The sequence below is a fragment of the Enterobacter sp. E1 genome, from assembly GCF_016809815.1.
GTDB classification, from domain to species: Bacteria; Pseudomonadota; Gammaproteobacteria; order Enterobacterales; family Enterobacteriaceae; genus Enterobacter; species Enterobacter adelaidei.
In genome coordinates this window covers 339,762-355,195 of the sequence record NZ_JAFBJM010000003.1, presented here as the reverse complement: position 1 = coordinate 355,195, position 15,434 = coordinate 339,762, and the positions used below count along the sequence as shown (strand labels likewise).

Genomic DNA, 15,434 nt, shown 5'->3' with positions numbered 1-15,434 from the left:
GCCCTCACCGTCTGGTGAGGGCTTTCGCTTAAAGAGACTCAAATATCGCGCTCAGTCCGCTCCGGCGCTCTGTACGGGTGGCAATGGCCTGCACCAGCACACGTTCATCGGTATAGAGTGACAAGCGCTGACGCGCGCGCGTAATCGCGGTATAAATCAGCTCGCGGGTAATAACAGGTGAAAGCTGTGTCGGCAGGATCAGCGCCGCATGGTTAAACTCGGAGCCCTGGGATTTATGCACCGTCATCGCCCACGCGGTTTCATGCTCAGGCAAACGGCTGGGCTGGAAAGACTTCACGCTACCGTCCGGCAACTGGAACCAGACGCGCAGCCCCTGGCCGCGATCGAGCGCAATCCCGATATCCCCGTTAAACAACCCCAGCGCACTGTCGTTGCGGGAGATCATTACGGGTCGTCCTTCAAACCAGCGCGAATGCGGCATCCGGTTGATTTTGTGCTTCTGAACAAGAAGCTGCTCCAGCCTGTCGTTCAGCCCACTGACGCCAAACGGCCCTTCCCTCAGTGCGCACAGTAACTGGTACTCACCAAAGGCGGCAATGACCTGCTCTGGTGAGTTGCGCTGTTGGACACATGCCAGGAAATGCTGATACCCCTCCAGGGCGTCATCCAGCATTACCTGATACTCTTCTCCGCTTTGCAGTGATTTTTTCTCGATGTCGGTAAACGTACCGTCAAACACCGCACGCGTACTGTGCCGATCGCCACGGTTTACCGCGGCAGCCAGTTGGCCGATACCGGAGTCGCTGCCGAAACGATAGCTTTTTTGCAGCAGGCACAGGCTATCGCGTAGCGCTCCCGCCACCGGCGAGTTATCGGGTTCAAGTACGCATCCGGTCAAACGCGCCAGCTCCTGAGCACGCGCGGCGGTATAGCCAAAGCTGGCGTAAGTACAAATATCCCCCAGCACCGCCCCAGCTTCCACTGAAGCAAGCTGGTCACGATCGCCCAGAAAAATGACACGCGCATGGGGCGGCAGAGCATCAATCAACCGCGACATCATCGTCAGGTCGATCATCGATGCTTCATCTACCACCAGTACGTCCAGATGCAGCGGGTTACCCGCATGATATCGCAGACGCTGGCTACCTGGCTGAGCACCGAGTAATCGGTGCAGCGTGCTGGCTTCATTTGGGAAAAGCGCAAGTTGCTCACCGGTGAGCGGCAGCTTTTGCAAGGCCCCACCTAACGATTCCGTCAGACGAGCCGCCGCTTTGCCAGTGGGGGCCGCCAGACGAATACGGCACTTGTGCTCGCCCGATAGCTGGATCAACGCGGCAAGCAGTTTTGCCACGGTGGTCGTTTTCCCGGTTCCCGGGCCGCCAGAGATAACCGAGATCCGCCGCGTCAACGCCACGGCTGCCGCGACTTTTTGCCAGTCTGTCGCCTCATCAGAGGTAAACAGCGTATCCAGCACGTGCCGGAGTTGCGCTTCATCGCAAGGCAGAGGCGCATTCGTCTCGCTGAAGAAACGCGCCACCGTCAGTTCATTGCGCCACAGCCGGTTAAGGTACAAACGTTCGCCGCTCAGGATCATCGGCGTCCCGGTATCGGTTCCGCTCACGGCGGGCGAGCCGAGTAATATCGCCTGCCAGTCCACTGCGTCATCCAGCAACGCGAAACACGCCTGTAAAGCCGGAGGCATTTTCTCATCAACAACCAGACGCGACAGCGGCAGGCAGACATGCCCCTCTCCCGCGTCTTTACTCAGGATTGCGGCGGCGAGCATCACGGCGGGTTCATCGCCTGCCACCATCATGGCGAACTGTACATCGAGGTGGCGGAGTAATCGTTGTTCTACCGCTTCCAGCAATAGCGCCTGCATCGTCATGCCACCTCCTCTGTGCTTGCGGCAAACAAGTTATCCATTTTTTCAATCAGTTCCACAGCCGGACGCGTACTAAAGATGCCAGAGCGCGGGTCGCTAGCATCCACTCCGCGCAGGAACAGGTAAATAACGCCGCCAAAATGGTCTTCGTAACGATAATCGGCAATGCGATGCCGCAGGTACCGATGCAGCGCCAGGGTATAGAGCTGATACTGCAGATCGTAGCGATGTGCTTGCATGGCTGATGCCATCGCCTGCTGGGTATAGGCTTCGCTGTTTTCACCCAACCAGTTTGATTTGTAGTCCAGCAGGTAGTAACGCCCTTCGTGGCGGAAAACCAGGTCGATAAACCCTTTTAACATTCCCTGCACCTGGCGGAAGTTCAGCGCTGGGCAACCGGCAGATAACGGATCATGCTCGCGGATCAACGCATCAAGCGCGTCGGCTCTGAGGGGGCTGGCAATAGGGAGATAAAATTCCATCTCCACCTGTTTATCTTTGTTAGTCAACTGACTCAGAGAGATCCCTTGCGCCGTCAGTGGGGCGTGCAGAACCGTGCTGATCCAGTCTGTGAGAACCGGTTGCCACTGTGCGTCATAGCCTCCACTCTGCAACATCTTCAGCACCCACTCTTCAGAGACTGGCTGGGTAAAATCCAGCTCTTCAAACAGGCTATGTAAAAATGTGCCTGGTGAGGCGCCACGCGGGAATTGATGCGGAGTGAGCGCTGGCTCAACAGGTAAGCTACCGGTCCCTGCTGCATCGACGTCCAGTTTTGGCATCAGATCCTGGGCAATGCTCTGCCCGTGCTGCTGTAAACCGGAATAACTCGTCACGCGCCAGTCGTCAGCAATTGTGCGCACAACCTGACGGGCATGGAGCTCAGACTCGCGGAGCTCCGGTATTTGCCAGCGGCTATTATCGGGCTGCGACGGAATGTGCAGGGCAGTATGATCCCCACATAGTGATTCGATGCACTGGCGCAGGCCTGCTGCATCTTTGGGTTCACCGAGCTGAATAAGCCGCCCCAGCGCACTCAGATGAAAATCGCTCTCCCCGGTCTTCTCACCACGGCGACGAAACAGTGGGGCGACACCCATACTGCAGTGCCAGACCGAACGGGTCAGCGCTACATAGAGCAGGCGTAAATCTTCCGCCAGACGTTCAGCCTCTGCCAACTCAACGCTGGACTCAGCTTTACTGAGATCGAGCACCGCCTCAAATGACTCGCGATCGTGGTAAAAGGCCTGATCCTGCACGCGGTAATTGGCAATAAACGGCAACCAGACCAGCGGATACTCCAGGCCTTTCGACTTGTGAATGGTGACGATCTGCACCAGATGTTTATCACTTTCAAGACGCATCTGCTGACTGGACGAATTACGGTTCGGGTCGGCAATCTGTTGCGCCAGCCAGCGCACCAGAGCGTGTTCACTCTCCAGTTGCGTGCCCGCTTCCTGCAGCAGTTCACTGATGTGCAAAATGTCGGTCAGACGACGTTCACCGCCCGCGGTCGCAAGCATATTCTCCGCAATGTGACGCTGCGCCATGAACTCACGTATCATCGCCATTACACCGCGTCTGTGCCATTTATCCCGGTAGTAAACAAACTCTTCCACTACCGCATCCCACGCGTCTTCGTCGTTGTTGAGCGCATCAATATCACGCGCATTCAGCCCGAGCATCGTGCTGGCTAACGCGCTGCGAAGCGTGCTCTCCCTCTCCGGGGCCAGCACCGCCTGCAGCAGCCATAACATCTCCTGCGCTTCCAGCGTTTCGAAAACACTGTCCCGGTTTGAGAGGTAGACGGACGGAATGTTCAGCAATGTCAGGGCATCGCGGATAAGCGCGGCCTCCTGACGGCTACGCACCAGCACCGTAATATCCGATGCCTTTACAGGGGTTGACTCCTCGCCCCTCCAGAGCACCGCCTCGCCACGTGCCCCCGCACTGAGCCAGTCACGGATTTGCGCGGCACAGTGCTGTGCCATGGCATTTTGATAGTCCGCAACGCCACAGCCTTCTCCGTCCAGCAGCCAGAAGTTCATGGCGGGCTGAGTCGTACCGTTGAATTCGAAGCGCAATGAGGCATTTTTTGTCGCAAATTTTACCGGCTGGAAAGGGATCTCCCGGAACATAAATGCCGTATCCATGCGGCTGAAAAGCGCATTGACGCTCTCTACCATCCCGGGAGATGAACGCCAGTTGGTATCCAGTGTGTAATGTGCGTCAACTTCGCTGCGGGCTTTCATATAGGTGAAAATGTCCGCACCACGAAAAGCGTAAATAGCCTGTTTAGGATCGCCAATTAACAACAGCGCGGTATCAGGCTGTTGTCGCCAGATACGGCGGAAAATGCGGTACTGCTGCGGGTCGGTATCCTGGAACTCGTCAATCATCGCAACCGGGAAACGGTTACGAATAGCCGCGGCAAGCGCTTCACCATTTTCGCTGCATAACGCGGCATCCAGGCGGCTCAACATATCGTCAAACCCAAGTTCACCGCGGCGACGCTTTTCACGCGAGACGGTTTCACGGATCTCCACCATAGCCCGGGTGATCATCAGGTCATTGAGCGTCAACGGTTCGGCCAGCAGGGCTTCGATAGCCACAAACAGCGGATGCTCCGGCACAATGCCATCGGGTTTGGTTCGTTCAACCAGAAAACGCTGAGAGAATTTTTCAAGCGCATCCGGGAGCTGATACCCTCGCGTCTCTTCCTGTGCCCAGGCGCTGATCTTATCGATCCATTTCCCCTGATTTGCACGGTTAAATTTACGTCTGTCGATCCCGGAATTTTCGATGATCGCCTCAATCTCGCCGAACGACGTATTCCACTTTTGCTTGATGGCCGCAATTTTGGCGGTAATTTTTTCATGGCGAGAAGCGAGAGTTTCATCTACTGGCGGCGGAGATTTGATTACCGGTGCTTCACCCTGAAGATAGCGATCGATGGCACGCAGAAGCTCCTCGGGGCCTTTCCATAACGCATGTACCGCTTCTGCGATATCTCGCGGTAAGGGGTAGCAATGGCGACGCCAGAAATCCGCGCAGGCCTGATAGCGAAGCACGGATTCATCTTCAATGAGCTGCTGCTCAAACAGCATGCCAGATTCAAACGCATTCAGGCTCAGCATGCGCTGACAAAAACCGTGAATGGTGAAGACGGACGCTTCGTCCATCTGCCGTTCAGCGAGAAGCAACCACTGGGCGGCCTGTTGCTTATCAGCAATCTCTTCCAGAAGGCTCGCGTAGAGAGGGTTATCCGTACTCTGACGCAGACAGGCGATACGCAGCTCATGGATATTGGAACGAATACGGCCGCGCAACTCCGCGGTGGCAGCCTCGGTGAAGGTGACGACCAGCAGCTCTTCCACGCTTAAAGGACGTGGAAAAGCCGCGTTACCGCCAAGCCCTAACAGCAGGCGCAGATAGAGCGCGGCAATGGTGAAGGTTTTTCCCGTTCCCGCTGAAGCTTCAATCAATCGTTCACCCTGTAGAGGTAAACGTAAGGGATCAAGAGGCTCAGCGGTATCGGTCATTCTTTCTTACTCCAGGGCATAGTTTGCTGCAGCGCGCTGACGCTCTTCCAGACTTTCCAGCCTTTCGGGTTCACGTACTCCGTTTTCCCGTTCTGGCTACCGGAAACCTGAGACAGGATGGTCATTCCCTGCGGCTTAATCACCGCCTGATGAAAGAACTCGGCAACCTTCTGAGGCGTCAGCTGTTTTATCTCGGCCACTACTTTATCACGCGAATCAAAGTTCAGATTACCACGATCAAAATCTTTGCTGAGCTGTGACGCTTCTTCACCCAATGTCTGCGGTGGCTGCATCACCTGAGCGATGACGGCCTGCTGGATCTGGGCAAATTCGTCCGGTTTCATGGCGCGCAGTTTTGCTTCCACTTGTGGGAAGAAGGCCTGATAACGCTGCCAGAGATAAGCCGGTTGTTTATCGCTACTTTGCAGCAGGAAACCCAGCCCCCACTGGCGGCCAACGTTCATGGAGAACGCAAAGACCGCATAGCCAAGCTGCTCTTCTGTACGTAGCTGGTTATAGAACCACGGCTGAATAATCTGTCCCAGAACGGCACTCCGCGCTGAACTGGAGAATTCATCATAACCCGTTGGTACAAACACCGCTGCCAGCGCAGAATCCGTACTTGTGCCCGTCTTTTCAAAAATCACATTCTGTTTTTTCTCAACCAGCACATCCTGGTTGCGGCACCACTCGTCACCTTTAGAGCCAAGCTGAGTGCGTACATTCTCCGCCAGCGTTTTGGCCTGCTCTTCACTCATGTTGCCGACGATCAGGAACTCGGGACGCGTGTTGGTTTTCAACGCATCACGGTAAGCGAGGACATCTTTCAATGAGATAGAAGGCAGTAACGCGCGGCGATCTTCACGCTGGAAATAAGGAATTTGCGATAACATTTGCGCTGGCATAAGCGCAAGATCGTAAGCTTTGCCCTTCTCCGCAGAGTCCATCATCTGCGCATACCAGGATTTGGCCTGCTCAAGCTGCTCTTCCGTCGGCGTGTAACTAAAATAGCCCTCAAGCAGCGCCTGGAACAGCTGAGGCAGGCGCTGAGTGTAGCCATTTGCATTGACCATCAAACCGTTATTGGCATTGGTTGAGAAGCTGATTCCCCCCACGGCCGCCTGATTGCTGAGCTGATCGAGCGCGATGCCAGCAAGATAGTCATTCAGGGCGAACATCACCTGATTTTTGGCGCTATTCATCGCCTTAGGGTTACGCAGAACGACGCTGACATCGGCTTTTGGCTCGCTCGCAAAATACCGGCTTGGGGTATACACCACGCGAAGCGTCGGCTCATCAATAATCAGCTCCGGGTGCGGATAGTCCTTCGTGGTTTTGATCAGCGAGAAATCATCCGGAATGTAGGGGTTCAACTCCGGCAGTTTCAACGCAATCTCCCCTGCTCTTTTCTGCCAGTCGGCGAAGGTCTGGGCGCTGATTTTGTCCACCTGATACGGGGCGTCTACAAAATAGGCCGTTTTGTTATGGGGTTCGTTCGGGCTGATGTACCAGATGCGGGCATTCTGGGGGGTCATCATCGCAAGGCGGGCTTTTACGGCCTCAGCATCATACTGATCGGCGATATTGACCGCATCAAGAGTATGTTCCACCGGCACGCGGATCATGGTATCCGCCAGCCACTCCACATAGTCCATGTCGCGGGTAATAGACGGGTAACGGAAATCGAGATCCAGCACGTGAGCCAGTTCATCAAAGTAGCGTTTATCGACGCCTTTATCACGCAGCAGAGAAATGTAGCTAAAGATCGCCGCCACCACTTCATCACGGTTTGCCTGCCCTTTGTCGGTCAGGGTTGCAGATATCGCCAGCACACCGCTATTGCCGTTCACAACGGGATCGGAGTCGGCTCGAATCCCTTCCACCAGCCCTTGTTTTTGCAGCCAGTCAGAAAGCGTACCCGGGCTACGGTTGCCAATCAGATAGGTCACCAGCTCGTCGGTTTTACTGCGAAACTGTGCCGTGTTGTTATCAATGCGGAATTCAACACGTAACACCTTGCGCGGCAAGGCGGGCACGTAGTGGATAACAATCCCTTTTTGAGCGTCCGTGACTACCGGAACTGTTATCTGAGGCAAGTCGATATTTTTATTCGGCACACGACCAAACGTCTGAGCGGCCATGTTTGCCAGCTCTGGCAGCGGTTTGTTGCTGTAGATAACCGCTTTCATCAGGTTCGCGGAGTAATATTTGTCGCGAAACGCATGCAGCGCATCAAGCACCGGGCTGTTTGGCTTATCGCTTAAAGTTTCCAGGTTACCACCGGAGAAACGCGAACCCGGATGCGCCGGGTTAATGGTTTCGGCGCTCACTTGGGCCATGCGCATACCGTCTCGCGTGCGGGCAAGGGTTAACTCAGCATTAACGGCATTGCGTTCACGTTCAGCATATTTTTTATCCAGAAGCGGTGCAGCGATGGAATCAGCAAGGCGATCGACCGCCCCTTCCAGTGCATCATTTTCGACTTCGAGATAAAAAGCCGTACGGTACGGTGCTGTGCTGGCATTATGACTACCCCCGTGCATTTTCAGATATTCGGACAGGCTATCTGGCTGCGGGTATTTTTTAGACCCCATCAGCGTCATATGTTCCAGATAGTGCGCAAGCCCAGGATGGGCATCAGGATCTTCCAGTGACCCAATCGGCACCACCAGCGCCGAGAGGGATTTCACCGCCTGCGGATCGGAAACCAGCAGCACGGTCATGCCGTTATCAAGGCGTATAGCCTGATACTGCCGGGTATCTTTTTCGCTCTTACGGATAGTTTCCTGAACAGGTTGCCAACCGGAGTCTGCTTGAGTGAAGGGAGCCCAAAGGGCGACAAACAAAACCAACGCTTTAAACAAGGTGCTGCCTGGCATTACGACCTCTTTATCACGGCTACATCATTAACAAACTGCGTGCTGGGCACGCCAGCATCTCTTTCTTTGAGTACATCAGTCCGTGATAACAGGTGCATCATAAATGAACACCCTTTCCTGTGCAATTTTTATACAACACTCAGGACTGATTAAATTTGAACAACGGTAACAGGTAACGCAGTGCCTCTTCCGTGATCGTCTCGAAGTACTCTGGTTCAAGAGTGCGCCATAAGCGCTGATACCAGACATCTTCACCTTCGCCACGTACCATCATGTTTCCTTCATAGGCTTGTATAAATTTACTTCGCGCTTTCTGCAGTGACGCCTCGTCCGTTAACATTGCATCATTCTGTACGTCATAACAGGCTTTTATCCAGGCACCGCCACTCTCAGGCAGTAACAAAAGTGGTTTGTTCATGCCCTGACGGTAGCCCTCAATATACAAAGACAGATAACGTAACGCCTGTTCATACTCCATCGGCGGGAAGCGCCATTCGCCCTCTTTGCGCACGAATATCCGGCTTTCGCCTTTATTACCCATCGCACTGTAGACAAGATGTTCCAGCCAGAGTTGCAACCCTTGTGAAACGCTAAGCATAGAAGGTCGCCAGCGTAGCAGCCCGTCCGGCTGAACCTGGGTTAGCCAGCCCGTCAACTGAACGCCGTTACAGTTGAGATCAATTTCAATACTTTTACCGGGTTGTCGACACTCCCTTACGCGCTCGGCCAGCGCTGTCATCTCCTGGCACTGCGCCTCCCAGACAATTTCACCAAACGCCCCATAAGGCAATTGCCCTGCTGCGCGGTAACGGCGAAAAAGTTTGTCAGCATCTTCCTGATCAACCAGTGCATTCAACAGCTGCAGGTTTAACTGATAGCGCTCCAGCCCTTCCAGCGTAAAGGGCTCCGCATCGGGAATTTCGTTCTCTTCAGAGCGGAAATTGACCTGTAATCGCTGCTGGAAAAAGGCCCGCACCGGGTGCGCCCAAAACCGCTGAAGCTGTTCAAATGTCAGTGTGTCAATGGGCCGAGGGTCAAGCGCCTGAATGAAATCGGTATGCGCAGTTCCCTCTTTTTTCGCCGCAGGAAGCCACTCGTGAGCATAGCTCTGGTGCTCACTCACCACGTAGTTCACCGGGTCAAACGGCATGCGGCTATGACAACAGGTGATATGCGCTTTCACCCGCTTGTCACTTTCATCGCAGTTACGTTCTTCATCCCCCGGCAGGTAGTGGCTCTGTCCGATATAATCCACCAGCTCCTGCACCAGAACAGAAGGGAAACGCTCACTGTTGTCCTGAATTGAACGGCCGATGTAACTGATATAGAGCTTACTTTGGGCGGAAATGAGCGCTTCAAGGAAGAGATAGCGATCGTCATCACGACGACTACGGTCACCCCGCTTTGGATTAGCACTCATCAGATCAAACCCCAGTGGTGCCAGTGCACGTGGATAAATACCGTCATTCATGCCAAGCAGACACACCACTTTGAACGGGATAGAACGCATTGGCATCAGGGTGCAGATATTCACCGGGCCCGCCAGGAAACGCTGACTGATTCGCTCCTGGTCAAGCCGCTGCGTCAACTCATCCCTCAGCAGTGACAAGGGGATCTCTTCGTGATAATGGGAGTTCACGCCCTCGTCGACGATAGCCTGCCACTGCGTTTCAATGAGCGCCATTGCGGCTTCAGTGTCACTGTCTGGCAGGAAGAAATCATTGAGCAATGCCCTGCAAACCGGGAGCCATTCTTCCAGAGTCCGCGGTTGCATTAACTCACTTCTCCAGCGGTTAAGCTGCATCAATAGTGAAGCCAAATGCCCCACCAGTTCAGCAATTAACCCACTGGTCTCATCGTAAGGCAGTACCTCATTCCATTCCCCCTGACTGCTTTCCATGGCATATCCCAACAGCATACGTGTCAGGCCAAACCGCCAGGTATGCTGCCCGGTTGGGGGGAGTCCGAACGCCTGGACGTTATCGTCATCGATCCCCCAGCGAACACCCGATTCGTTCACCCACTGGCGAAGGTAGCGTAGCCCCTCTTCATTGATGTTGAAGCGGGCAGCCAGAACTGGAACATCCAGTAATGCCAGAACATCTTCGGAGATAAACCGACTATCAGGCAGTGACAACAGGGTGATGAAGGCCTGCAAAGCCGGGTGAGACTGACGGGCACGGCGGTCCGAGATAGCGTAAGGCAGGTATCGTTCACCCGTCGCACTGCCAAAAACGGCCTGAATGAAGGGACTGTAATTGTCGATATCCGCCACCATCACCACGATATCGCGCGGCGTCAGCTCAGGATCATCCTGCAGCATGTGCAACAGCTGGTCATGAAGGATTTCAACTTCGCGCTGCGGGCTGTGGCAAACGTGGATGGTGACACTGCGATCGTCAGGATCCAGCCTCCGCTTCCTGTCGCTGCGTTCAAATTCTTGCGCCGTAACACCCATGATGGCACGGTTCTCCAGCTCCAGAATATCTAACTGAATATTATGCAGCAGGCTATCCGGGGAGATCTCAACAAAGGCATCCACGTCGCCTTCACCTGATGAAGTGATATCAGAAAGCATGTGAATGTAATCACGCCCCAGCTTCCCCCACGAAGCAAGCAGCGGATTGGGCAGGTTCTGGATACCTTCTTCATCGAACAGTTGCCCCACAGTCGAGCCGTCTTTAAACAGCGGGATGGTTCGTTCTTCAAAAAGGCGTTTTCGTTGGCGAGTCACCAGCCGCGAAAGCCAGCGTTGGTCGAGGATATCCCCCCAATATTGCCTGCAAGGGTTGGTAAACAAAATATGAATATCAATATGTTTACCCAGCGCATTCAACGCCTTGAGATAGACTGGGGGTAATGCAGATATTCCACAGATAAACACGCGTGATGGCAGTCGGGCTGGTCGCTCCGACGTATTTTCAAGTATGGAGATAAACCGATCGTACAGATTGGCACGGTGCCACTTAGGCTGGCCAAGTTTCTCCGTATGCTCCACCAGCGCTTTCCACAGTGGCGCCTGCCAGATTTGCGCCTCCGGTAACCCCTCCACCAGCTCACCTGCTTCCCAACGAATTAACCAGTCAGAACGATAAACAAGATATTGATCGTAGAGATCGGCGGTACGCGACGCGAGCTGGAACAGCTTGCGTTTATCGGTATCGTCATTGAGATAGTGGTTCAGCATCGCGAACTCATCACGCTGAAGCATTTCCGGCAGCAACGCCATCAGCTTCCAGCTCATGCTTTGCTTGTTGAACGCACTTTGCTCCGGGATATCCGGCAACACGCGGACAAACATCTCCCAGATAAAGCTCGCGGGTAGTGGGAACTCAATGTTCGCGGCAATGCCAAATTTGCGGGAAAGCGACATTTGCAGCCACTGTGCCATACCGGTGCTCTGCACCAGCACCATTTCAGGCTCAAAAGGATCGTCAAGCCGCTCGCGCTCAACGATATATTCCATCAGTGCTTCCAGCACATCCAGACGATTTGAGTGGTAAACCCTTAACATAGACGCTCCCGACTACTGGCTAACCGGGCAATGCAGACGCGTTATCTCACCGCGCCGCCCCAGAGGAGAAATAAGTGTAACCGTGATGCTGACACATCCGGCGAGCGTTGTCTGCCCCCGGTTGGCCTGCCAGCCTTCCGGTAGCGCATTTGTTGATAGCTGGGACTGGTTCCAGGCATGGTGCCAGAGCTGACGATATTGGCTAAACAAGGTGAACCGCGTCGCCAGTGCCCGGTGGTAACCTGACAGTGCGGTCACGATTATCACCATCAGCATCATCGCCAGGAGAACTTCAACCATGCTAAACCCTCTTTCTTTGTTCATGGCAACAGGCATAACACACTCCCCTTTAGCGGACAAAAATCACTCCAACCGTGAGGCGAGAAGCGAATCTTGCCGTCGATTATCTCTCCTGTGCGCCAGAGCAGCAGGTCGTTGACTCCAGCAATGAGCAAAACATCCTTCTCACTTAATAGCCGCAAACAAACTCGCCATGACGATGCCTTTTTGCACTGAATCTGGGGCTCTGACGACCAATCCTGAACGCGTCCCCACTCAAGTGCAGATTGCACAGACGCCTGCTGCTGGAGTGAACGGCTCTCATCACCTACGAGCGCACTAAACGTTGTGAGTTGTTGGTTGAGACCGGTGAGGATCAGAGTACCGAGCACCAGTAAAAGCAAAACCAACGCCAGCGAAGACATTCCGCGTTGACGGTTCACAAGTTATACCCCGTGACCCCATATAAAGCCTGATATGGCTCCCTCTGCTCACCTTTACGACTGGCGGTCAGTTCAATATTCAACTCTGGTGCAAAACCGGCATGCTCAACTTTACGCACCATAAAGTGCAGGATCACAAGCTTGTCCGGTTCGGTGAGCTTTTCCCATCCCTTTCCTTCACACGAAGTTGCCCCACGCAGCATTTCCAGCGCTCCTGCTTCCAGACGAAAACCGGTGCTGTCATTTTCTGATGCGGTGTTATCCCAATTGCCGTTACTGTTGGCATCCCACCGTACAATGACACAGTTCCCTTCCCTGCCAATCACCAGCCCTTGTCCCTGACAGTTTCCGGCACAATATCCTGCGCGCTGAAGATGTTTACCGAGGGCGAACAGGCGCTGCCAGACCTCTTCTTCCAGCTCTCGCTGGCCGGATTGCAGTAGTACAGCCCGCTGCAACCCGGGTAAAAAACGCGATGCGCTTACCAGCAAAAGGCTGCTGATCGCCGTAGCAATCAGCACTTCAATCAGTGAGAAACCGCGCTGTCTCATTGACATGAACCGTCCCCTGAACTTTTGCACATTCTGATGCGTCCTCCATTTGAGACAATAATCAGCCATTCTCCTGCTCGACTTTGTATGCGTATCCGCCCTGCCCATGCCGTATCTCTTAATCCATAAAACCCTAATGACGGTGTTAGTTCACTCACCGTGACTTCAGGCCAGAGCGGCATCAGCACAAAGGGACTCCCCTTCTCGCAACTCTTCATAACTGAGCTCACCAGGCAGTCTCTGCCTCCAATCCGCTGAAGGGTTACCTGATGGTCGCGGTTGTGCCGGTTGGCATTGTTGCGCAGAAACACCAGGTAATCGCGAACCTGACTGGCGGTTTGCCACAGCCGCTGCTGTCGTTGCCAGCTGTCCCAGCCGTATAACCCTGACGCGCTGAGGATGACAATCAACGAAATCGCTACCAGTGTTTCGATAAGCGTAAAACCATTCTCTTTTTTCATACCGGGAGTGTGGCGAAGTGCCGTGAAGGTGACGAGCAGCGGATTGCTGTTTTCCGAGTCGTTATCCAGAGAATCGACCGAGTTGCAGCGTGTTGCACGCTTTCTGGATAACGCTTCGTGAAACGGGATGAAGGCGAAAAAAAACCGGCGCTAAAAAGCACCGGTTGTGTCACGCTTTGCTACATCAGATAGCGACGGGCGCTTTGATGCCAGGGTGCGGGTCGTAACCCTCAATCTCAAAATCATCAAATCGGTAGTCGAAGATAGACTCCGGTTTGCGTTTGATAATCAGCTTCGGCAGCGCACGCGGTTCGCGGGTCAGCTGGAGATGCGTCTGTTCCATATGGTTACTGTAAAGATGGGTGTCCCCACCGGTCCAGACGAAATCGCCCACTTCCAGGTCGCACTGCTGCGCCATCATGTGGACTAACAGCGCATAGCTGGCAATGTTAAACGGCAGGCCGAGAAACACGTCGCAGGAGCGCTGGTAGAGCTGGCAGGAGAGCTTGCCGTCTGCCACGTAGAACTGGAAGAACGCGTGGCACGGGGCAAGCGCCATTTTATCCAGTTCCCCCACGTTCCAGGCGGAAACGATAATACGGCGCGAGTCCGGATCGTTTTTCAGCTGGTTCATCACGGTGGTGATCTGGTCAATATGGCGGCCATCAGGCGTTGGCCATGCGCGCCACTGTTTACCGTAAACCGGGCCCAGATTGCCGTTTTCGTCTGCCCATTCGTCCCAGATTGAGACGTTGTTTTCGTGCAGATACGCAACGTTGGTATCGCCTTGCAGGAACCAGAGCAGTTCATGAATGATCGAGCGCAGGTGGCAGCGCTTTGTCGTCACCAGAGGGAAGCCTTCTTGCAGATTGAAGCGCATCTGGTGGCCAAAAATGGAGAGCGTGCCGGTACCGGTACGGTCGTTTTTCGGCGTGCCCTCATCGAGCACTTTTTTCATCAATTCAAGATACTGTTTCATGGTTCCTCAGGAAATTTGTTGCTGTGGACGACGACGATACGCCCAAATCATCATAATGGCACCCGCGACAATCATCGGAATGGAGAGAATTTGCCCCATGCTGATGTACTGAACCCACTCGCCGGTAAACTGTGCATCTGGCTGACGGAAGAACTCGACGATGATACGGAACGCACCGTAGCCAATCAGGAACAGGCCAGAAACAGCCCCCATCGGACGCGGTTTGCGGATAAACAGATTCAGGATGATAAACAGCACCACGCCTTCCAGCGCCAGTTCGTAAAGCTGGGACATATGGCGCGGCAGCACACCATAGGTATCGAAAATAGACTGCCACTCCGGGTGTGATGGCAGCAGCGCGATATCTTCTGCGCGGGAGCCCGGGAAGAGCATCGTGTACGGCACGCTTGGGTCAACGCGCCCCCACAGTTCACCGTTGATAAAGTTGCCCAGACGGCCAGCACCGAGACCAAACGGGATCAGTGGTGCGATAAAATCTGAAACCTGGAAGAAGTTGCGTTTGGTGCGTTTAGCAAAAATCACCATCACCAGAATCACGCCGATCAGGCCGCCGTGGAAGGACATACCACCATCCCACACGCGGAACAGATAGAGCGGATCGTTCAGGAATACCGGGAAGTTATAGAACAGCACATAGCCAATACGACCGCCAAGGAACACGCCGAGGAAGCCCGCATAAAGCAGGTTTTCAACTTCGTTTTTGGTCCAGCCGCTGCCAGGACGGCTGGCGCGACGGCCAGCGAGCCACATGGCAAAAATGAAGCCCACCAGGTACATCAGACCGTACCAGTGAAGCGAAACAGGTCCTACTGAGAAAATGACCGGATCAAATTCCGGAAAATGCAGATAACCACTGTTCATCTGTCACCACAAGATGTTGTTATTCCGCTGAAAGTGGACAGCGGTAGAAATGCGATTC

At 54.2% G+C, this 15,434-nt stretch carries 10 protein-coding genes; all 10 read right to left on the bottom strand.

Features of this window, described 5'->3' with window-relative positions; translation table 11 throughout:
- Positions 1-28: 28 nt before the first annotated feature.
- Positions 29-1,849, bottom strand: a complete 1,821-nt coding sequence (gene recD, locus JGF26_RS10755) for an exodeoxyribonuclease V subunit alpha (RefSeq protein WP_134707884.1) — start codon at positions 1,847-1,849, stop codon at positions 29-31.
- Entirely contained in the window at positions 1,846-5,388 is a 3,543-nt protein-coding gene (gene recB / locus JGF26_RS10750; protein WP_134707885.1) for an exodeoxyribonuclease V subunit beta, read from the bottom strand. The genes recD and recB overlap by 4 nt, the downstream gene beginning before the upstream one ends.
- Positions 5,385-8,267, bottom strand: coding sequence for a pitrilysin (ptrA, locus tag JGF26_RS10745; RefSeq protein ID WP_134707886.1), 2,883 nt, complete (start codon positions 8,265-8,267; stop codon positions 5,385-5,387). Before ptrA ends, recB begins: the two co-directional genes overlap by 4 nt.
- A gap of 139 nt (positions 8,268-8,406) precedes the next feature.
- A complete protein-coding gene (recC, locus tag JGF26_RS10740) occupies positions 8,407-11,781 on the bottom strand; it encodes an exodeoxyribonuclease V subunit gamma (protein ID WP_134707887.1) in 3,375 nt (1,124 codons plus the stop codon).
- A 12-nt stretch (positions 11,782-11,793) separates the two neighbouring features.
- Positions 11,794-12,117 (bottom strand): prepilin-type N-terminal cleavage/methylation domain-containing protein, encoded by a 324-nt coding sequence (locus tag JGF26_RS10735; RefSeq protein ID WP_128347306.1) that lies wholly within the window; start codon positions 12,115-12,117, stop codon positions 11,794-11,796.
- Positions 12,102-12,503 carry a DUF2509 family protein gene (locus JGF26_RS10730; protein ID WP_028016911.1) on the bottom strand — a complete coding sequence of 134 codons (402 nt, stop codon included), beginning with the start codon at positions 12,501-12,503 and terminating at the stop codon, positions 12,102-12,104. The genes JGF26_RS10735 and JGF26_RS10730 overlap by 16 nt, the downstream gene beginning before the upstream one ends.
- Entirely contained in the window at positions 12,500-13,060 is a 561-nt protein-coding gene (locus JGF26_RS10725) for a prepilin peptidase-dependent protein (protein ID WP_028016912.1), read from the bottom strand. The genes JGF26_RS10730 and JGF26_RS10725 overlap by 4 nt, the downstream gene beginning before the upstream one ends.
- Positions 13,051-13,515 (bottom strand): prepilin peptidase-dependent protein, encoded by a 465-nt coding sequence (locus JGF26_RS10720; protein ID WP_028016913.1) that lies wholly within the window; start codon positions 13,513-13,515, stop codon positions 13,051-13,053. The genes JGF26_RS10725 and JGF26_RS10720 overlap by 10 nt, the downstream gene beginning before the upstream one ends.
- 184 nt (positions 13,516-13,699) lie before the next feature.
- A complete protein-coding gene (gene thyA / locus JGF26_RS10715; protein ID WP_013098550.1) occupies positions 13,700-14,494 on the bottom strand; it encodes a thymidylate synthase in 795 nt (264 codons plus the stop codon).
- A 6-nt stretch (positions 14,495-14,500) separates the two neighbouring features.
- On the bottom strand, positions 14,501-15,376 hold the full coding sequence (gene lgt / locus JGF26_RS10710; protein WP_023309046.1) for a prolipoprotein diacylglyceryl transferase: 876 nt from the start codon (positions 15,374-15,376) through the stop codon (positions 14,501-14,503).
- Positions 15,377-15,434: the final 58 nt, after the last annotated feature.